Here is a 17,797-nt window from a genome sequence, read left to right as displayed (position 1 = left end):
GGCCGACGAAAACAATCACATTGATTGAATCGACCAAAAAATTTCAGTCATAATGACCGATCATGAAACAGACTGAATGAAACGCCATGACCACAACCCCGCTCGACGCCCTCGACCGCCAGTTGATCGACCTGCTCAAGGTCAATGCCCGCCTGCCCGTCGTCAAGCTGGCCAAGGCCCTGGGCTGCGCGCGCAGCACCGTGCAATTGCGCCTCAAGGCGCTGGAAAGCGCCGGCGTCATCACCGGCTACACCATCGGCGTCTCCGCCCCGCAACGCGGCCCCGGCATCCGGGCCATGGTGCTCATCGCCATCGACTCCAAGTGCGAGCACGAGATCATCCAGTCCATCTCGCGCCGCCACGAAGTGCGCAAGCTGTTTTCCGTCAGCGGCCGCTACGACCTGTGCGCCATGCTGAGCACCGACTCGACCGAAGAACTCGACAGCGTCATCGACCGCTTCCGCGCCATCAAGGGCGTCGTCGAAACCTTCTCGACCATCATGCTGAGCACCAAGCTGGATCGGCCGGATTGAGGCACGATGGCACCGAGCGCTCGCGCCGCCGTCCAGGCTGCATTGCATTGGCCCAATCGCGCCATGCACAAGAAAACCATCAACTGGAGCGACGCCATGTTGCATAAGTCGGAATCCCATGCCTCGGCTTGAGGGCGGATGCCATTGCGGGAACCTTCATGTCGTCGTCGACCTGCCGAAGACGCCGAGTGACTACCTCCCCAGAGCGTGCGATTGCGAGTTTTGTCGCAAGCATGGCGCATCGTACGTTTCAGACCCACATGGTGCTTTGCGCATCGAGGTCGGGAGTTCGCAGTTTCTTGGAAGGTATCGCCAAGGCAGCGAAATCGCTGAGTGCCTGTTCTGCCTGAGGTGCGGCGTCTTGATCGGAGTTCTTTATCAAGAAAGCGGCCAGCTGTATGCCACCGTGAATAGTGCGGCATTCGCAGGCACCGAAAGCTTCGGAGAGAAGACAGCGGTTTCTCCAAAGCTGTTAACGGCAAATGAGAAGGCTGGGCGCTGGAAGGAGCTGTGGTTCTCGGATGTCACGCTTGCGTCCAAGGCCCCATAAGCGTGGCGTTAAAGCGGCGGCAACCCACACCGCTGCCGCGCCCGGTTGCAGGCGGCGTGTTCGGTGTCGAATTCCCGGCACGGCGACGGGCGGGCTTCGTAGAGGGTGCAATTCACCGCGACGCCGACTTCGCCGGCGAGCGCGATGCAGCGCGGCGCGGGATCGTCGGTGCCGCGCAGGCGGACGATGCTGGCGGTGACGGGGACGGTCAGCGCCACGGGCACGCCATCGCCCCAGGCGAAGGCGCCGCCGGCCAGTTCGGCCGGGTGGAAATCGACGCGAAAGCTGGCGCAGCAGGCGCCGCAGCTCTGGCAGACGCTCACGGCAGGCTTACCCGGCAGCGCCAGAGTTCGTGGCCCGAGGCCAGGTATTTCTTCTCGAAGGGCGTGATCGGGTCGTCGGTGTGCCAAGGTTCGGCAGCTACCGGCTGACCGCTGAGCAGGGTCAGCGCTTGCGCCATTTCCTCGATGTAGATGCGCCAGTTGCTGCGGCATTCGAGTTCGCCGCCGAGTTGGCGCCACACCGGAAACACGGCATGCCCGTGCCAGCGGCGGGCGAGATGGCCGATTTTCGGCCAGGGATTCGGATAGAGGTTGTAGTGACGCGCCAGACGAACGCCATGCTCGGCGAGCAGGCGCCAGAAATCGACCAGGTCGGCGCGCAGCAGCAGCGCGTTGGCCGGCAGTTCCATCGGCTTGCCGCGACCGATGCGGTCGCTCGACTGGTCGACGCCGAGCACGAAGTGGTCGGGAAAGGCCTCGGCGATGCGCAGCGTGCTCCAGCCGACGCCGCAGCCGGCATCGAGAATGAGCGGCGCGGCGGGGTTCCACGCAGCGCGGGCGGCCATGGCCAGCACGAAGGCGTCGCGGTTGTAGTCGAGGATGGGCTTGCGGAAGGGATGCGCCAGGTGGCGGCGGACCAGCCCCTCCAGATCGTCGTGCGGGCCGGACTGGGCGCTGCTGATGAAGCGGGAGTTGCCTTCCATCAGGCGGCGAGCAGCAGCTTGTCGGGGATGGCGTCGAGCACGCCGGCGTCGACCAGCAGGCGGTCGATATCCTCGGCGGCCTTGACCGGGCGCAGCTGCTGGTAGAGCGCCTCGGCCTGCGGATAGTGGCGGCGCAGCAGCATCAGCCATTGCTTGAGGCGGCCGCCGGCATGCACCGGCAGCACCCGCTCGCGCACGCCGCGCCAGTAGGTGGCGACCGAGGGCAACAGCTCTTCCCAGCCGCCGGTTGCCTCGCCGCGCACCTTGCGCGGCAGCAGCGGGTCGGCCAGCGCGCCGCGGCCGATCATGACGTCGGAGCAGCCCGATTCGAGCTGGCACTGGCGAAAATCGGCCACCGTCCACACCTCGCCGTTGGCGATGATCGGGATATCGACCGCCGCGCGTACGCGGTCGATCTGCGCCCAGCGGGCCGGCGGCTTGTAGCCGTCGACCTTGGTCCGGCCGTGCACGATCAGTTCATCGGCCCCGCCGGCCGCGATGGCCTGGGCGCAATCGACTGCCAGGCTGCTGTCGGCGATGCCGAGGCGCATCTTGGCGGTGAAGGGGATGTCGGCCGGCACTTCGGCGCGCACGGCGCTGACGATGTCGTGCAGCAGTTGCGGCTCGCCGAGCAGTGCCGAACCGCCGCGATGGCGGAACACAGTCGGCGCCGGGCAGCCGAAATTGATGTCCACGCCGGCCGGCCGGTGCTTGACCAGCCGCCGCGCGTTGGCCGCCATGAAATGCGGGTCGGACCCGAGCAGCTGGACGCGCATCGGCGTGCCGCTGTCGGTCAGGCTGGCGTTGTTCAGTTCCGGGCAGGTACGCAGGAAGGTGCGGTTGGGCAGCACGCTTTCGGTGACCCGGATGAATTCGCAGATGCCCCAGTCGTAGCCGCCAACGGCCGTCAGCACATTCCGCATCAGCGGATCGGCGAGACCTTCCATCGGGGCGAGAAGAATGCGGGACATCGAGATACTTTCGGCAAGCGCCTAAAAAGGCGGCGATTATAATCCACCCCATGCTGCGTATCGTTCTAGACACCAATGTCGTCCTCGACCTCTTCCACTGGGCCAACGTGGATGCGGTGCCGATCATGGCCGCCCTCGAAGGCGGCCGCATCGCCTGCTTCGCCGACGAGCGCACGCTGGATGAACTGCAGCGGGTGCTGACCTACCCGCAACTGAAGCTGACGCCGGACATGATCAGCGAGCGCTATGCCCGCTACAGCGGCCTGGTACAGCTAATTCCGGAAGGCGAGGCGCCGCCGCTGCCGCGCTGCAAGGACCGCGACGACCAGAAGTTCCTCGAACTCGCCGCCCGCTGCAACGCCGATCTCCTGGTCAGCAAGGACAAGGCGCTGCTCAAGTTGCGCGGACGGACCCGGCTCGGCTTCCAGATCCTCGGCCCGGCCGCCGCCTCGAAACGCATCGCCGAAATCGCCGGCGGCGCCCCGTCCGGATACCCGCAGAACGCCCCGCCGGCCTGATCGCCAGCGGCAGGGGCGCAGCGCACTGGCTGGCCGATCCACAGCCGCTTTCCCGGCAGCACAGGCCTCTCCGGGGCGCCCGAATATCTCGCACCCCGCCTCCCGCCATATGTTATCGTGCTACGCCAATCACATATTTGGCGTTGCACACCCGTCGCCCGCGCAGGGACGATTCACGGGCGAAGACGCCTCCGTCCGCCATGGAAACGACACGCGAACCGTCGCCGCCCGCGTCCTGCCAACACTTGCCATCCGGCCCGTCGCTGATCGCGCTGGGGCTGATCCTGGGGCTTGCCGCCCTGCTCGGATACGACCTGCGCCAGTCCTACGCCCAAGCCCGGGCCAACACGCTGGCCAGCGCCGAAAGCCAGGCCAGCCTGCTGGAGAAGCAGCTGGCCACCAGCGTCCGGAAGATCGACATCGTTCTGCGCGAGGCGGCATACGACTACATGCCGGTCGTCACCGGCGGCAGCCAGCGGGCACAAGCCGAGGGAAACCGCGACCTGCTGAGGCGCGAAGCGGCGCTCGAGGAAAGCCAGGCCAACAGCCTGCGCATCATCGACGCGCAAGGCGGCATCCTGTTCAGCGCAGGAAACGACGAGACGCTCCCGAGGTTCAACGTCGGCGACCGGACGTATTTTCAGATGCAGAAGAATGGCAAAAAGCTGCCCATGGTCGTTTCCGACCCCATTCTTTCCCGCTTCTCCGGCCAGTGGGTGATGACCTTCAGCCAGCGCATCAACCATCCGGATGGCCGCTTTGCCGGCCTCGCCCAAACCGCCATCCGCACCGAGGTTTTCAAGAACATCCTGAGCGGGATCGACATCGGCAAGCGCGGATCGATCGCGCTGGTTTCCGACAACGATCTCCTCGTCGCCCGCCTTCCCGAGACGGACGCCAGGACCGGCGAAACGCTGGCGGCCGGCGATGTGCCGGTGGCCGGGGAGCAGGGCGAGCGGCAGGGATCGTACATGGCCGTTTCGCCCATCGACGCGGTCGAACGCATACATCACTTCAGAAAGTTGGGCGAGCTGCCGCTCAGCCTGAACATCGGGCTGGCCCCCGAAGAATTCCTGGCGCCCTGGAGACAAAAGGCGGCGCTCTACCTCGTCAGCTGGCTGGTTTTCGGTGCCGCCCTGCTGGCCATGACCCGGCTCGCCAAGCGACGCGCCCGCGAAATCGGCCACCTCGAGCAGCGCCTGGCAGCCCAGATCGCGCAAGCGGAAGTCTCCAGCCAGGCAAAAAGCGAGTTCCTGGCCAGCATGAGCCATGAAATCCGCACGCCGATGAACGCCATCATCGGCCTCACGCACCTGCTGCGCCGCGACCGGATCACCCCGACGCAGTCCGAGAAGCTGGCGCGCATTGCCGGCGCAGCCGATCACTTGCTGGCGGTGATCAACGACATCCTCGACCTGTCGAAAATAGAAGCCGGCAAGCTGGAACTGGAGTCGGCCAACTTCTCCCCCGAGGAGATGCTGCAGCGGATCTGCAACGTGGTCGTCAAACGCGCCCAGGCCAAGGGGCTCGAACTGGTCGTCGACATCGGCGACCTGCCCCCGGTCCTGCATGGCGATGTCGCGCGGCTGGGGCAGGCCCTGCTCAATTTCCTGACCAATGCCGTCAAATACACCGAGCGGGGTTCGATCGTCCTGCGCGGCAAGCTCGAAAGCGAGGCCGACACCACGCTGCTGGTCCGCTTCGAAGTTCAGGACACCGGCTGCGGCATCCCGGCCGAGACCATGCCCTGGCTGTTCAGGGCCTTCGAACATCCCGGCGCCGCGGTGCAGCGGCGGTTTCGCGGCAGCGGGCTGGGCCTGGCGATTACCCGCCACATTGCCGGCCTGATGGGGGGCGAGACGGGCGCCGCCAGCACGCCGGGCGAAGGCAGCACCTTCTGGCTGACGGCCCGCCTGGGCAAGGCGCACCAGGAGCCGCTGCCGCTCGAGCCCGAACTGGCCGGGCGACGGGCGCTGGTGGCCGACGACCTGCAAATTACGCAGATGGTGCACACCCACCTGCTCGCCCAGATCGGCCTGACTCCCCAGGCAGTGGCTTCGGGCAAGGAAGCCATCGCGGCCATCCTGCAGGCGGATGCCGAGAACGATCCGTTTTCCATCCTGCTGCTCGACCTGCTGATGCCCGACCAGAGCGGCATGGATACCCTGGCCGCGATCCAGAAGCTGAACCTGAAACGCGCCCCGACATGCATCCTGGTCACCGCCTCGGGAGACAGCAGCATCGCCATGTCGGCACGGGCCGCCGGCTTTGCCGACGTGCTGGTCAAACCGATCAACAAGGCGATCCTGCAGAACGCGATCGCCCCGCTCTTCTCCGCCTCGCCGCAAGCCGCAGCCGCGCCGGACGCCCGCCCCGACCTTCGCCTGCGTTGGGAATACGGCGGCACGAAGGTCCTGCTGGTCGAGGACGAACCGATCAACCAGAGCATCATCAACGAATTCCTCAGCGAGGCCGGCATGGCGGTGACCGTCGCCGACCACGGAGAAGCCGGCGTCGCGCTGGCCGAGGCGCGGCATTTCGACCTGATCTTGATGGACATCCAGATGCCGGTCCTGGATGGCCTGGAGGCCACCCGGAAAATTCGCGCCATCGGCGGTTACGGCGACGTCCCCATCATCGCCATGACCGCCAACGCAGCCGCCGAAGATCGCAACAAATGCCGGCAAGCCGGCATGAACGACTTCATCGGCAAGCCGGTCGAGCCGGACCTGCTATTCGCCACCCTCCTCCGGTGGCTGGCGCCACGGAAGGCTTGACCGGTCGGCGCGATGCTTGCGGAGGGTCCGGCGGAATCCACTACAATCCTCCAACCACCCGTTGCAGGATTTCCATGAAGCCGTTCATCCTTTTCCTGGTCGCCGCACTGACCATGCTATCCCCCGCCCACGCCAAGACCCCGGGCGAGGTCGACGTCGGCGCCACGCTGCGCGACCTGCCGATGCAGGGGCTGAACGGGCCGACGAAAAAACCGTCGGACTTCAGGGGCAAACCGCTGATCATCAACGTCTGGGCCAGCTGGTGCGGCCCCTGCCGGAGCGAGATGGGCTCGCTGGACCGACTGGCCAAGCGCTACGGCAAGCAATTCGCGGTCATCGGCATATCCACCGACGACCACCCGCAAAATGCCAGGGCCTTTCTGCAGAAATCCGGCACCGCGTTCCCGATGTTCATCGACGACAAACCCTGGCCGCTCGAGAACATGCTCGGTGCCAACCGCCTGCCGTTGACCGTCCTGGTCGATGCCGACGGCAAGGTGCTCGGCAAGTACTACGGCGCCCACGAATGGGACAGCCGCGAGGCCGTCGAGGCCATCGCCAAAATCTTCAAGCTGAAGCTGTAAAAGACTTACCCGGCGCGGCGACGGAACACCCAGGTCGTCGCATCCGAAACCTCGGGGGCATAGGCATAGCCGTCGTCGTCGAAAGCCTTGAGCCCTTCCGGATCGGCCAGCCGGTTGGCGACCGCATGGCGGGTCATCAGGCCGCGGGCACGCTTGGCATAGAAGCTGATGATCTTGTACCTGCCGTTCTTCCAGTCCTCGAACACCGGGTGGATCACCGTCCCCCGGATCTTGCGGCCGACGGCCGCCTTGAAATACTCCTCCGACGCCAGATTGACCACCACCGGCCGCGGCATGGCCTCCAGTTCGGCATTGATCGCATCGAGCAGGGTCTCGCCCCAGAAAGCGTACAAGTCCTTGCCGGCCCGGTTGGCGAATTTCGTTCCCATCTCCAGGCGGTAGGGCTGGATCAGGTCGAGCGGCTTCAGGATGCCGTAGAGCCCGGACAGGATGCGCACATGCCGCTGGGCAAACGCCAGGTCGTCGGCGCTCAGGGTCTTCGCCGCCAACCCGTCGTACACGTCGCCATCGAAGGCGAGCACCGCCTGCTTGGCGTTTTCCGGCGAAAAGGGCAGCGACCAGTCGGCATAGCGGTTGAAATTGAGCAGCGCCAGCGGGTCGGAGAGGCTCATCAAGCCGGCGATGTCGGCCGGTGACAAGCGTCGCAGGCTGTCGATCAGGGTTTCCGAATGCGCCAGATAGGCTGGCTGCGTGAAGGCGTCGACATGCGCCGGCGTCTTGTAGTCGAGCGATTTGGCGGGGGAAAGGAAGATCAGCATGGAGGGCGGGCCATTGTTGGACAGCGCGACATTCTAACGCCCCCGTCGTGAGCCGACCGCAGGTGTTGCAGCCCCGGGACATGCGCCCGGAGGCCGGAAGCCGCCCCTTAGCCGGCTCCCGGAATCGCCTTCCGACGCTTACTGGACCGGGGTGATGGTCGCTTCCTCGATCAGCAGTGGGTAGCTGTAGCCCATGCCGAAATCGCGATTCAGCGTCACCTTGCCGGCGACCCTGACGGTCTGGCCGACGGCAGCGGTCTGCTTGCTGGTGGCGATCAGGTTGTTGGTCGACGCATCGCCCGTACCGTCCTGAACATGCACGAAGTTGCGCTGCATGATGCCGTTGTTCACCTTGACGACCTTGCCCTGAAAGGCGACTTCCTTGCCCGACAGCGCAGCCTTCTCCTTGTTGATCGACTCGACCGACTTGAGCGCAGGATCGGCGGCCAACGCGCTGCCCGCCACCAACAAGCCCGCCAAGGCCAGGGCAATGATCTTCTTCATGTGCATTCAACTCCCGTAGGCAAATGGGGGCGAGTGTCCTCCGCGCATCCCCGGGTGTCAATCGCCAATTGCGGCGCCACGCTCTCCCCCGGGCCTCGCTGCGCCGCCGATCGCGAGCAGGGCCCCGGATTTTGGTAGGATGCGCGCGTCGGTGTGCATGACAGGCACATCCCCCGTTGCTCCGCGGAGACTGCCTTGCGCTTCCTCACCCCACTGCTGCCCCTCTTTCTCGCGGCCTGCGCCACCGTGGCCACGCTGCGTCTCGACGACCGTTTCGGCCCGGCAGACCCAGCCCGTTTCGACCGTCTTCCGCCGGCATCGACCGCCGCCCCCGACTACTGGCGGGACGTCCGCCCGGTGCTCGACAGCCGCTGCGTCAGCTGCCATGCCTGCTACGACGCCCCCTGCCAGCTCAACCTCGCCAGCTACAGCGGCCTGACGCGCGGCGCCAGCACCAGCCGCGTGTTTGCCGACCGCCTGCTGGCCGGCGCGCCGACCCGCCTCGGCATCGATGCCCAAACCAACGCCCAATGGCGCGACATGGGCTTTTTCCCGGTCCTCAACGAACGCCAGCCGACGCCGCAGGCCAACCGCGAAGCGAGCGCGATGGCCCGCCTGCTCGCGCTCAAGCAGAGCCATCCCGGCCCGGACGGCGGGCCGCTGGACGACCCGGATCTCGACTTCTCCCTCAACCGCGCGCAAGTCTGCACGCCGGCCGAAGGACTGGACGAATACGCGCGCCGCCACCCGACGCGCGGCATGCCCTTCGGCCTGCCGCCGATCAGCGCCGACGAACACGCCACGCTGACCCGCTGGCTGGAAGCCGGCGCCCCCTACCGCCCGGCGTCACCGCTGCCGGCCGTCCTGCACCGCCAGCTTGCCGACTGGGAGGCGTTCTTCAACGCCGACGACGCCAAAAGCCGGCTCGCCGCCCGCTACATCTACGAACACTGGTTCATCGGCCAGCTGTGGTTCGCCGAACAGCCCGGCACCTATTTCGAGCTGGTGCGCAGCCGTACGCCGCCGGGCCAGCCCATCGACCTGATCGCCACCCGCCGCCCCTACGACGACCCCGGCGTCGACCGGGTCTGGTATCGCCTGCGCCGCATCGAATCCACCCCGGCCGCCAAGACCCACATGCCGATGCTGCTCGACGCCGCGCGCATGGAACGCCTGCGCGACTGGTTCCTGAAGCCCGACTACAGCGTGACGCGCCTGCCCGGCTACGATCCGGAAAGTGCCGCCAATCCCTTCGTCACCTTCCGCGAACTGCCGCTGGTCGCGCGCTACCGCCTGATGCTCGACGAAGCGCAGTTCACGCTGGCCGGCTTCATGAAAGGCCCTGTCTGCCGCGGCCAGTTCGCGCTCAACTCGATCAACGATCACTTCTGGGTCTACTTCGTCGCCCCCAACGACAAGGGTTCCCGATTCATGCAGGCGATCATCGACGCCGCCAGCCCGGTACTGCGCCTGCCGGCCGAGCGCGACAGCACGGCCGGCCTGCTGGCCTGGCAGGAATACTCCCGCCTGCAACGGAAATACACCGAGGAACGCAGCCGCATCACCGCCAAGTTCAAGTACGGCGACACCCGCCCGACGCTGAACGACATCTGGGACGGCGACGGCGGCAACCCCAACGTCGCGCTCACCGTCTTCCGCCACTTCGACAGCGCATCGGTGATCAAGGGTCTGGCCGGCGAACGGCCGCAAACCAGCTTCGTCATCGGCTACCCGGTGCTCGAGCGCATGCATTACCTGCTGGTCGCCGGCTTCGACGTCTACGGCAACATCGGCCACCAGCTGGCGACCCGCCTGTACATGGACTTCCTGCGCATGGAGAGCGAGCTGAATTTCCTCGCCCTGCTGCCGATCAAGGATCGTCAGCCCATCCTCGACCACTGGTATCGCCAGCGCAGCAAGCCGCACAACGACTACCTCGCCGATGCCGCGCGCTACTTCCCGGTGGAAACCGGCATCCGCTACCGCAGCAAGGACACGCTGAACGAACTCTACGAGCTGCTCGGCCAGCGCACCGCCAGATCCCGCGACCGATCTCGCGAGCTGGAGGCCGGCGGGCTGCCGGAAAGCGAGCTGGCCGCCCTGCGCCGGCTATCCGCCATCCGCGGCCTGGCCGCGGCGCAGATGCCGGAGGACAGCCTGATCGTCTATCAGCCGGCCGCCGGCAAACCCCGCATCTTTTCGCTGATCCGCAACAGCGCCCACACCAACGTCGCCGAAATCTTCAGCGAGGCCGACCGCCGGCTGCCGGAGGAAGACACACTGCTGGCCATGAGCGGCATCGTCGGCGCCTATCCGAACGCGATCTTCGCCATCGATCCGCAAAACGCCGGCCGCTTCGCCGACGCGGTCGCCGCCCTGCGCAGCGAGGCCGACCTGGTCCGCCTCACCGACAGCTACGGCATACGCCGCACCGACCGCCGCTTCTGGCCGACCAGCGATGCCATCCACGACGCCTACCGGGCGGCACGCCCGGTCGAATTCGGCATCCTCGACTACAGCAGGCTGGAGAACCATTGACCGGGACCGGCGTCTCGACGGGGAAGCATTCCCATGATGCCGATTGAGCCGCGCAAGCCGATACGCGGCTGGTAAAATCCTATTTTTGTATTTTCTGGATCACCGATGAAACGCACCCGCTTTGGTTCGCGCGACCGACTTTCCCGCGAAGCGGCAGAACTGCAACGCCTGGCCACCGGCCTTTCCGAATCCGGCGGCAAGCTGGAAGACAGCTACTGGGAAGCCCAACTGGCCGACACCGTCGATGGTCTGCTCAAGAACGGCGCCGAAGACGACATCAACACCGCCCTCGACCGCCTGTTCGAAGCCAACCCGCGTGCCCACGACGAACTGGCCGACATGGTCGAATCGCGCGCCGAAACGCATCGCGTGGAAGCCCATGGCCAGGAATTCGACATCCAGCTCTTCGCCGCCCCGGTCCTCGCCTGGTCGCGCTTCTCCATCCCCGCCAGCCCACTGTCCCCAAACACCCTGCAGGCCCTGGCCGTGCAGCTCGGCGCCCATGTCTTCGGCGGCCAGGCCAAGCTGGCGCTGGCCGATTTCCTGTTCAGCCCCGACCAGCTGCCGCGCAGCTTCTGCGACACCTGGCAGCTGACCAGGCAACTGGGCGAAGCCGCGCTGGCCGGCAGCCACCTTGGCATCGACGCCGCCGGCATGCCGGAAACCAACCGCTTCCTGTCCGACGTGCGCTACCTCGTCGGCACCATCGCCATCCCGCGCGGCAAGCCGCTGTTCCGCTGGAACGAAGCCGACGGCAACCGGGAAACGGCACTCAAGGAATGGCTCAAGCAGGGCAGCCCCAGCCTCGAGCCGCTGCTCACCGGCTGCGCCTGGCAACCGCTGCTGCCGGACGCCTACCACGCCGCCTGCCGCAATGCCGACCGCCTGTCGCGCCCCTACTCGGTGAAGGCCTCGGTCGCCTTCCTGCAGACCATGCTCGGCCTCATGCCCGCCGACATCCGCGCCGTCGTCGGCCCGTGCTACGACCGCCGCATGGAGGAATACCGCGTCAGCCTCGGCCCGACCACCGGCGACGAGGTCTATCACGGCATCGTCTGGCCGCTGCTCGGCGCCGAGGACGAAGCCACCGACGCGGCCGGCGAGATCGAGACCGTGCTGCGCGAAACCGGCGTCAAGGAAGTGCTCTTCCTCGATCACCATTTCCCGATGGAATTCTGCGACGACTGCGGCGCTCCGCTCTTCCCCAACCGCGAGGGCGAGCTGGTGCATGCCGAAATGCCCGAGCAGCCGGCCACCGGGTCGCAGATCCTGCACTGATGGGCATGTCGTCGAACGAAGACTGGCTGGCCCGCAGCCAGGCCGCCGTCTGGCACCCCTGCACGCAGATGCAGCACCACGCGCAGCCCGGCTCGCCGGCCTACCTGCCGCTGGTGCCGATTGCCCGCGGCCAGGGTGCCTGGCTGTTCGATTTCGACGGCAGGCGCTACCTCGACGGCATCAGCTCGTGGTGGACCAACCTGTTCGGCCACGCCAACCCGCGCATTAATGCGGCATTGAAGGAACAGCTGGAAACGCTGGAACACGTGATGCTCGCCGGCTTCACCCACCAGCCGGTGGTCGAGCTGTCCGAGCGCCTGTCGGCCCTGACCGGCGGCGCCCTCGGCCACGCCTTCTACGCCTCGGACGGCGCCTCGGCGACCGAGATCGCGCTGAAGATGAGCTTCCACTACTGGCGCAACGTCGGGCGCCCTGAAAAGAGCGAATTCCTGTGCCTGGCCGGCAGCTACCACGGCGAAACGGTCGGCGCGCTGGCCGTCACCGACGTCGCCATTTTCAAGGATGCCTACGCGCCACTGGTCCGCGCCGCGACGGTCGTGCCGTCGCCCGACTTCCGCCTCGCCGAAGCCGGCGAAACGCCGGCCGATGTCGCCCGGCGCGCCGCATCCGCCCTTGAGAAACACCTTGAACGGCACGGCGAGCGCATCGCCGCGCTGATCGTCGAGCCGCTGGTGCAGGGCGCTGCCGGCATGGCGATGTACGACCCGGAATACCTGCGCCTCGCCCGCCAGCTGTGCGACCGCCACGAGGTGCACCTGATCTGCGACGAGATCGCCGTCGGCTGCGGCCGTACCGGCACTTTCTTCGCCCATGAGCAGTCGGAGATTCGCCCCGACCTGATGTGCCTGTCGAAAGGCATTTCCGGCGGCTACCTGCCGCTGTCCATCGTGCTGTGCAGCGACACCCTCTACGCCGCCTTCCTCGACGACTCGGTGGCCCGCGCCTTCCTGCATTCGCACAGCTACACCGGCAACCCGCTGGCCTGCCGCGCCGCGCTGGCCACCCTCGACATCTTCGAGGAGGACGACGTGATCGCCGCCAACCGGAGCAAGGCGCAGCGCATCGGCGACGCCCTCGCGCCGCTGGCCGATCATCCGCAAGTCCGCCACCTGCGCCAGCGTGGCATGATCGCCGCCTTCGACATCGCCACCGACGACCCGCATTTCTCCCGCCGCTTCTACCGCGCCGCCCTGGCCCGCGAGGCGCTGATCCGCCCCATCGGCAACACGGTGTACCTGATGCCGCCGTACATCGTCGGCGACGACGAGATTGCCCGTCTCACCCAGGCCATCCAGGGCGCGCTGTGCGAAGCGCTCGGCCGCTAGTGGTCTGCTTCGTCATTGGCGGAACTGAATGAAAACGTCGACCGGATGCCGCCGTTCCACCCGGGCCATCCGGCAGGCTTGCCTTTCCATCGGGCATGTATTACCGTTAATACACGCTTAACGGGAGTTCGCCCATGACCACCACCGTCCGCATTCCTCCGCGCCTCGAACAGGCCTTGGCGCGCTATTGCGTCGAAACGCGGCGGAGCAAGTCCGAGGTCATCATCGAACTGCTGGAAAAGCATTTCATCGCCGAAGCCCCGCCCCGCACGCCGTACGAACTGGCCTGCGAAACCGGCTTCGTCGGCGCCCTGGAGCTCGACGAGCAGGCCGCGGAAAACAGCCGCCATGCCGTGCGCGCCGCCATCGCCCGCAAACACGGCCAGGTCGGCGAATGAACCTGCTGCTGGTCGACACCGGCCCGCTGGTCGCCCTGGCCAACCGGCGCGACAAGCACCATGCCGCGTGCACGGCCCGCCTCAAGCAGCACCGGGGGCGCCTGCTCACCACCTGGGCCGTGCTGACCGAGTTCGCCCACCTGACCGATACGGTGGGCGCCACGCTGCCGCTGTACCACTGGATCGAACGCGGCGGCCTCGAGCTGCTGCCGCTCGGCCGCGAGGAACTGGTCTCGGCCATCGACTGGATCGAACGCTATGCCGACCGCCCGATGGACCTGGCCGATGCCTCGCTGGTCGTCGCCGCGCTGAAAACCGGCTGTACCGATATCTGGACGCTCGACCGCGCCGATTTCGAAACCTACCGCCTGCCCGGGCGCAAACATTTCACACTGGCCTGACATGAGCGCATCCCACCTTGACACCCAACTCGGCGCAGAGCTGGCCGACATCGCCGCCGCCGGCCTGACCCGCCGCCGCCGCGTGCTGGATTCCCCGGCCGGGCGCATCGCCACGGTCGATGGCCGGCAGCTGCTCAATTTCGCCAGCAACGACTATCTCGGCCTGGCCGGCAATGCCGACATCGCCGCCGCCCTGGCCGCCGGGGCGACGCAATGGGGCGCCGGCAGCGGCGCCTCGCACCTGGTCAGCGGCCACCTGACGCCGCACCAGCAGCTGGAAGAGGAAATCGCCGCCTTCACCGGCTTTCCGCGCGCCCTGACCTTCTCCACCGGTTACCTGGCCAACCTCGCCGTCACCCCGACGCTGGCCGGCCGCGGCGACGCGGTGTTCGCCGACAAGCTCAACCACGCCTCGCTGATCGACGCCATGCAGCTGGCCAAGGCCAACGGCGCCGAGGTGCAGCGCTACCCGCACAACGACGTCGCCGCGCTGGAGCGCATGCTGGCCGCCAGCACGGCGAGGCGCAAGGTGATCGTCACCGATGCCGTGTTCAGCATGGACGGCGACCTCGCCCCGCTGCCGCTCATCTTCGATTTGGCCGAACGCCACGACGCCTGGCTGGTCATCGACGACGCCCACGGTTTCGGCGTGCTCGGCCGGCACGGCGAAGGCAGCCTGGCCCATTTCAACCTGCCGGCCTCGCCGCGCATCCTGCTCATGGGCACGCTGGGCAAGGCGGCAGGCGTCGGCGGCGCCTTTGTCGCCGGTTCGGACACGGCCATCGAATACCTGCTGCAGAAGGGGCGCAGCTACATCTTCACCACCGCCGCCCCGCCCGCCGTCGCCTGCGCGCTGTCGGCCAGCCTGCGCATCATCCGCGACGGCGACGCCCTGCGCGCCAAGCTGATGGCCCGCATCGCCCAGTTGCGCGACGGACTGGCCGGCAAGCCGCTGCTGCCCTCGGCCACCGCCATCCAGCCCTACATCGTCGGCGCCAACGAGCCCGCCGTCGCCCTGTCGAAAGCCCTGTGGGAGCGCGGCCTGTGGGTGCCCGCCATCCGCCCGCCGACGGTTCCCAAGGACACGGCGCGGCTGCGCATTTCCGTCTCGGCGGCGCATACCGCCGCCGATATCGACCAACTGCTGTCCGCCCTGAAGGAACTTGCATGAGCGCTCCCTTTGTCTTCCTGCCCGGCTGGTGCGTCGGTCGCACCCCGGTTGCCGCCGCCGTCAACGCCTTGGGCGGCAGCATCGTCGACCTGCCGGGCTACGGCAGCGCAGCGCCGATCGACGACTTCGACGCCGCCATCGACGCCTATGCGGCCCGCCTGCAACCCGGCACCACACTGGGCGGCTGGTCGCTCGGCGCGCAGATGGCGCTGGCCATTGCCGCCCGCCACCCGGACAAGGTCGGCAAGCTGCTGCTGGTCGCCGGCACCACCTCCTTCGTCCAGCGCGACGGCTGGCCGCACGCCATGCCGCCGGCCATGCTCGCCGAGTTCGCCGCCGGCATCGCGGCCGACGCCGAGGCCATGCTGCCGCGCTTCGTCGGCGGCTTCAACCGCGGCGACGCCCGCGCCAAGGCGGTGACCGCCGAACTGCTCGAACTGGCCGATCCCCGGCCATCCGGCGCCGTGCTGGCGAGCGGCCTGAACTGGCTGCGCGACGTCGATCTGCGCGCCGATGCCGCCAAGGTCGCCTGCCCGACCCTGCTCGTCCATGGCGCCGCCGACCCGCTGATGCCGCTGGCTGCCGCCGAAGCCCTGGCTGCCCTGATCCCCGGCGCGCAGCTCGCCCGCTTCGACGACTGCGCCCACGCCCCCTTCCTGTCCCGTCCGGACGATTTCCTGGCCCGGGCCCGCAGTTTCCTGAATGACTAAACCGAGCAAGGCGCGCATCCGGCAATCCTTCGAGCGGGCGGCCGGCACCTACGACAGCGCCGCCGCCGTCCAGCGCCGCATCTGCCACGACCTGGTCGACCGGCTGCCGCCCCGGCCGGTACTGCGCCTGCTCGACGCCGGCTGCGGCACCGGCTACGCCCTGCCGCTGCTGCGCCGGCGTTTCCCGCAGGCCCATGCCGTCGGGCTCGACCTGTCGCCGGCCATGCTGCGCCATGTCGCCGAACCGTGCTGTCGCGTCGCGGCCGACCTCGAACATCTGCCGCTGGCCGCTGCCAGCTGCGACCTGTTCTGGTCCAGCCTGGCCGTGCAGTGGTGCGACCTTGCGGCCACCCTGCGCGAGGCCCGGCGCATCCTGAAACCGGGCGGCACATTGGCGCTGGCCAGCCTCGGCCCGGCCACCTTCCATGAGTTGCGCCAGGCTTTCGCCGGCGTCGACGATTACCGGCACACGCTGGCCTTCCACGGCATCGATGATGTCCGCCGCATGGCCGACGACGCCGGGCTGCAGGCCGCGTCGCTCGAGCAATACCCGCAGGTCGCCTGCTACGCCGACTTCAAGTCGCTGCTGCGCGCCGTCAAGGCCATCGGCGCCAACCAGGTCGGCAGCGGCCGACGGACCAGCCTGATGAGCCGCAGCGCCTTCGAGAAAGCCGAAGCGGCCTACGAAACGCAGCGCACGCCCGACGGCCTGCCGCTGACCTACGACGTCATCACCCTGATCGCCCACGCATGAACCGAGCGTATTTCCTGACCGGCACCGATACCGAGATCGGCAAGACCTTCATCACCTGCGCCCTGCTCCACCTCGCCCGCCGCCACGGCCTGCGCGCCGCCGGCCTGAAGCCGATCGCCGCCGGCACCGATGCCGACGGCCGGAACGAGGATGTCGAAAACATCCGGGCGGCCAGCAACGTCGCGTTGGCCGACGAGTTGATCAATCCGTATTGCTTCGCGCCGCCGATCGCGCCGCACATCGCGGCGGCCGAAAGCGGCCTGGCCATCGATTTCCCGACGATAGAGCGGACGGTCGAGCAGGCCCGGCGACAGGCCGACCTGGTCATCGTCGAAGGGGCCGGCGGGTTCTGCGTGCCCCTGAGCGAGGACAGGGGCTTCGACGATCTCGCGGTCGGCCTCGGGCTTCCCGTCCTGCTGGTTGTCGGCATGCGCCTGGGCTGCATCAACCACGCCCTGCTGACCGCCGAAGCCATCGCCGCCCGCGGCCTGGCGCTGGCCGGCTGGGTGGCCAACCGGATCGACCCGGCAATGTCGCGCTTCGATGAAAACCTGGCAGCGCTGCAGGCCCGTCTGCAGGCCCCGCTGCTCGGCGTGGTCCCCCACGCCCCGGTGGGCGGCGCTGAGGGCGCCGCCGCTTACCTCAAGCTACCCGGCGCGTAGCGCGTTAGCCACTTCGCGCAAACGGCGCTGGAGATCGCCGACGGCGTCGCCCAGCCTGGCCAGGTCGCCGGCCCTGGCCTTCTTTTCCACAGCCAGCGCCTCGGCAGCCCCGTCGTCGTCGGAAAAAGTGGCCAGCAAACCCTTGATGGTGTGCGCCTCGCGCTGGACCACCGTCGCCTCGCCGGAGGCGAAGGCGCTAGCCAGCGCGGCGCTGTTGGCCTCCACGTCGTCGAGGAACATGTCGACCATCATCGAATAGATTTCCTCGTCCCCGCCCAGCCGGTCAAGAATGGATGCGCGATCAAGAACGAAAGGTCCCGCCATGTCTCCCTCCACTG

Annotated in this window: 20 protein-coding genes; 14 read left to right on the top strand and 6 right to left on the bottom strand. The window is 67.5% G+C overall.

The window, feature by feature from the left end; all coding sequences use genetic code 11:
- Positions 1-86 precede the first annotated feature (86 nt).
- The gene (locus Q0P59_RS12630; RefSeq protein WP_295006818.1) at positions 87-533 is read left to right on the top strand and encodes an Lrp/AsnC family transcriptional regulator; all 447 of its coding nucleotides are present in this window, start codon (positions 87-89) and stop codon (positions 531-533) included.
- 6 nt (positions 534-539) lie between these two features.
- Complete coding sequence (locus Q0P59_RS12625; protein ID WP_295006817.1) at positions 540-665, top strand: hypothetical protein; 126 nt, start codon at positions 540-542, stop codon at positions 663-665.
- A 426-nt stretch (positions 666-1,091) separates the two neighbouring features.
- On the opposite strand, the gene Q0P59_RS12620 is transcribed toward Q0P59_RS12625, so the two are convergent.
- From Q0P59_RS12620 to Q0P59_RS12610, 3 genes are read right to left on the bottom strand one after another with little or no spacing between them, the layout of a single operon-like run.
- Positions 1,092-1,406, bottom strand: a complete 315-nt coding sequence (locus Q0P59_RS12620) for a YkgJ family cysteine cluster protein (protein WP_295006816.1) — start codon at positions 1,404-1,406, stop codon at positions 1,092-1,094.
- Complete coding sequence (locus Q0P59_RS12615; protein ID WP_295006820.1) at positions 1,403-2,071, bottom strand: SAM-dependent methyltransferase; 669 nt, start codon at positions 2,069-2,071, stop codon at positions 1,403-1,405. The genes Q0P59_RS12620 and Q0P59_RS12615 overlap by 4 nt, the downstream gene beginning before the upstream one ends.
- Positions 2,068-3,039, bottom strand: coding sequence for a tRNA-dihydrouridine synthase (locus Q0P59_RS12610; protein ID WP_295006815.1), 972 nt, complete (start codon positions 3,037-3,039; stop codon positions 2,068-2,070). Before Q0P59_RS12610 ends, Q0P59_RS12615 begins: the two co-directional genes overlap by 4 nt.
- 50 nt (positions 3,040-3,089) lie before the next feature.
- Between Q0P59_RS12610 and Q0P59_RS12605 the strand changes: the two genes are divergently transcribed.
- From Q0P59_RS12605 to Q0P59_RS12595, 3 genes are all read left to right on the top strand, one after another.
- Complete coding sequence (locus Q0P59_RS12605) at positions 3,090-3,557, top strand: putative toxin-antitoxin system toxin component, PIN family (RefSeq protein WP_295006814.1); 468 nt, start codon at positions 3,090-3,092, stop codon at positions 3,555-3,557.
- A gap of 200 nt (positions 3,558-3,757) precedes the next feature.
- The gene (locus Q0P59_RS12600) at positions 3,758-6,334 is read left to right on the top strand and encodes a hybrid sensor histidine kinase/response regulator (protein WP_295006813.1); all 2,577 of its coding nucleotides are present in this window, start codon (positions 3,758-3,760) and stop codon (positions 6,332-6,334) included.
- 74 nt (positions 6,335-6,408) lie between these two features.
- Positions 6,409-6,918 (top strand): TlpA disulfide reductase family protein, encoded by a 510-nt coding sequence (locus tag Q0P59_RS12595; protein WP_295006812.1) that lies wholly within the window; start codon positions 6,409-6,411, stop codon positions 6,916-6,918.
- Between the two features lie 5 nt (positions 6,919-6,923).
- On the opposite strand, the gene yaaA is transcribed toward Q0P59_RS12595, so the two are convergent.
- A complete protein-coding gene (yaaA, locus tag Q0P59_RS12590) occupies positions 6,924-7,697 on the bottom strand; it encodes a peroxide stress protein YaaA (protein WP_295006811.1) in 774 nt (257 codons plus the stop codon).
- A gap of 138 nt (positions 7,698-7,835) precedes the next feature.
- Positions 7,836-8,201: a hypothetical protein gene (locus Q0P59_RS12585; protein ID WP_295006810.1), complete on the bottom strand. Its 366-nt coding sequence runs from the start codon at positions 8,199-8,201 to the stop codon at positions 7,836-7,838.
- Between the two features lie 195 nt (positions 8,202-8,396).
- Here Q0P59_RS12585 and Q0P59_RS12580 point away from each other — a divergent pair, with 195 nt between their 5' ends.
- The 9 genes from Q0P59_RS12580 to bioD all read left to right on the top strand — a co-directional run bounded on the left by Q0P59_RS12580 (position 8,397) and on the right by bioD (position 17,459).
- Positions 8,397-10,739 (top strand): fatty acid cis/trans isomerase, encoded by a 2,343-nt coding sequence (locus Q0P59_RS12580; RefSeq protein ID WP_295006809.1) that lies wholly within the window; start codon positions 8,397-8,399, stop codon positions 10,737-10,739.
- A gap of 105 nt (positions 10,740-10,844) precedes the next feature.
- Positions 10,845-12,017, top strand: coding sequence for a DUF2863 family protein (locus Q0P59_RS12575; RefSeq protein ID WP_295006808.1), 1,173 nt, complete (start codon positions 10,845-10,847; stop codon positions 12,015-12,017).
- Complete coding sequence (bioA, locus tag Q0P59_RS12570) at positions 12,017-13,363, top strand: adenosylmethionine--8-amino-7-oxononanoate transaminase (protein WP_295006807.1); 1,347 nt, start codon at positions 12,017-12,019, stop codon at positions 13,361-13,363. The genes Q0P59_RS12575 and bioA overlap by 1 nt, the downstream gene beginning before the upstream one ends.
- Positions 13,364-13,497: 134 nt before the next feature.
- Positions 13,498-13,761 carry a hypothetical protein gene (locus Q0P59_RS12565; protein WP_295006806.1) on the top strand — a complete coding sequence of 88 codons (264 nt, stop codon included), beginning with the start codon at positions 13,498-13,500 and terminating at the stop codon, positions 13,759-13,761.
- Positions 13,758-14,162, top strand: coding sequence for a PIN domain-containing protein (locus tag Q0P59_RS12560; protein ID WP_295006805.1), 405 nt, complete (start codon positions 13,758-13,760; stop codon positions 14,160-14,162). The genes Q0P59_RS12565 and Q0P59_RS12560 overlap by 4 nt, the downstream gene beginning before the upstream one ends.
- A 1-nt stretch (position 14,163) precedes the next feature.
- Complete coding sequence (gene bioF / locus Q0P59_RS12555) at positions 14,164-15,333, top strand: 8-amino-7-oxononanoate synthase (protein ID WP_295006804.1); 1,170 nt, start codon at positions 14,164-14,166, stop codon at positions 15,331-15,333.
- Entirely contained in the window at positions 15,330-16,043 is a 714-nt protein-coding gene (locus Q0P59_RS12550; protein ID WP_295006803.1) for an alpha/beta fold hydrolase, read from the top strand. The genes bioF and Q0P59_RS12550 overlap by 4 nt, the downstream gene beginning before the upstream one ends.
- On the top strand, positions 16,036-16,797 hold the full coding sequence (bioC, locus tag Q0P59_RS12545; RefSeq protein ID WP_295006802.1) for a malonyl-ACP O-methyltransferase BioC: 762 nt from the start codon (positions 16,036-16,038) through the stop codon (positions 16,795-16,797). Before Q0P59_RS12550 ends, bioC begins: the two co-directional genes overlap by 8 nt.
- Positions 16,794-17,459 carry a dethiobiotin synthase gene (gene bioD / locus Q0P59_RS12540; protein ID WP_295006801.1) on the top strand — a complete coding sequence of 222 codons (666 nt, stop codon included), beginning with the start codon at positions 16,794-16,796 and terminating at the stop codon, positions 17,457-17,459. Before bioC ends, bioD begins: the two co-directional genes overlap by 4 nt.
- Here bioD and Q0P59_RS12535 read toward each other — a convergent pair.
- Positions 17,445-17,783, bottom strand: coding sequence for an Hpt domain-containing protein (locus tag Q0P59_RS12535; protein ID WP_295006800.1), 339 nt, complete (start codon positions 17,781-17,783; stop codon positions 17,445-17,447). The genes bioD and Q0P59_RS12535 overlap by 15 nt on opposite strands.
- Positions 17,784-17,797 lie beyond the last annotated feature (14 nt).

Source organism: uncultured Dechloromonas sp., from assembly GCF_945957265.1.
GTDB lineage: Bacteria > Pseudomonadota > Gammaproteobacteria > Burkholderiales > Rhodocyclaceae > Azonexus.
Note: the sequence above shows the minus strand (reverse complement) of the source record. Positions and strands in the feature narration are given on the sequence as shown.

Coding starts and splice junctions, on each gene's coding strand:
- Q0P59_RS12630 (WP_295006818.1), top strand. CDS start 87: ATGACCACAACCCCGCTCGACGCCCTCGACCGCCAGTTGATCGACCTG.
- Q0P59_RS12565 (WP_295006806.1), top strand. CDS start 13,498: ATGACCACCACCGTCCGCATTCCTCCGCGCCTCGAACAGGCCTTGGCG.
- Q0P59_RS12595 (WP_295006812.1), top strand. CDS start 6,409: ATGAAGCCGTTCATCCTTTTCCTGGTCGCCGCACTGACCATGCTATCC.
- bioC (WP_295006802.1), top strand. CDS start 16,036: ATGACTAAACCGAGCAAGGCGCGCATCCGGCAATCCTTCGAGCGGGCG.
- Q0P59_RS12575 (WP_295006808.1), top strand. CDS start 10,845: ATGAAACGCACCCGCTTTGGTTCGCGCGACCGACTTTCCCGCGAAGCG.
- Q0P59_RS12600 (WP_295006813.1), top strand. CDS start 3,758: ATGGAAACGACACGCGAACCGTCGCCGCCCGCGTCCTGCCAACACTTG.
- Q0P59_RS12535 (WP_295006800.1), bottom strand. CDS start 17,783: ATGGCGGGACCTTTCGTTCTTGATCGCGCATCCATTCTTGACCGGCTG.
- Q0P59_RS12550 (WP_295006803.1), top strand. CDS start 15,330: ATGAGCGCTCCCTTTGTCTTCCTGCCCGGCTGGTGCGTCGGTCGCACC.
- Q0P59_RS12625 (WP_295006817.1), top strand. CDS start 540: ATGGCACCGAGCGCTCGCGCCGCCGTCCAGGCTGCATTGCATTGGCCC.
- Q0P59_RS12605 (WP_295006814.1), top strand. CDS start 3,090: ATGCTGCGTATCGTTCTAGACACCAATGTCGTCCTCGACCTCTTCCAC.
- Q0P59_RS12610 (WP_295006815.1), bottom strand. CDS start 3,039: ATGTCCCGCATTCTTCTCGCCCCGATGGAAGGTCTCGCCGATCCGCTG.
- yaaA (WP_295006811.1), bottom strand. CDS start 7,697: ATGCTGATCTTCCTTTCCCCCGCCAAATCGCTCGACTACAAGACGCCG.
- bioA (WP_295006807.1), top strand. CDS start 12,017: ATGGGCATGTCGTCGAACGAAGACTGGCTGGCCCGCAGCCAGGCCGCC.
- Q0P59_RS12560 (WP_295006805.1), top strand. CDS start 13,758: ATGAACCTGCTGCTGGTCGACACCGGCCCGCTGGTCGCCCTGGCCAAC.
- bioF (WP_295006804.1), top strand. CDS start 14,164: ATGAGCGCATCCCACCTTGACACCCAACTCGGCGCAGAGCTGGCCGAC.
- bioD (WP_295006801.1), top strand. CDS start 16,794: ATGAACCGAGCGTATTTCCTGACCGGCACCGATACCGAGATCGGCAAG.
- Q0P59_RS12585 (WP_295006810.1), bottom strand. CDS start 8,201: ATGAAGAAGATCATTGCCCTGGCCTTGGCGGGCTTGTTGGTGGCGGGC.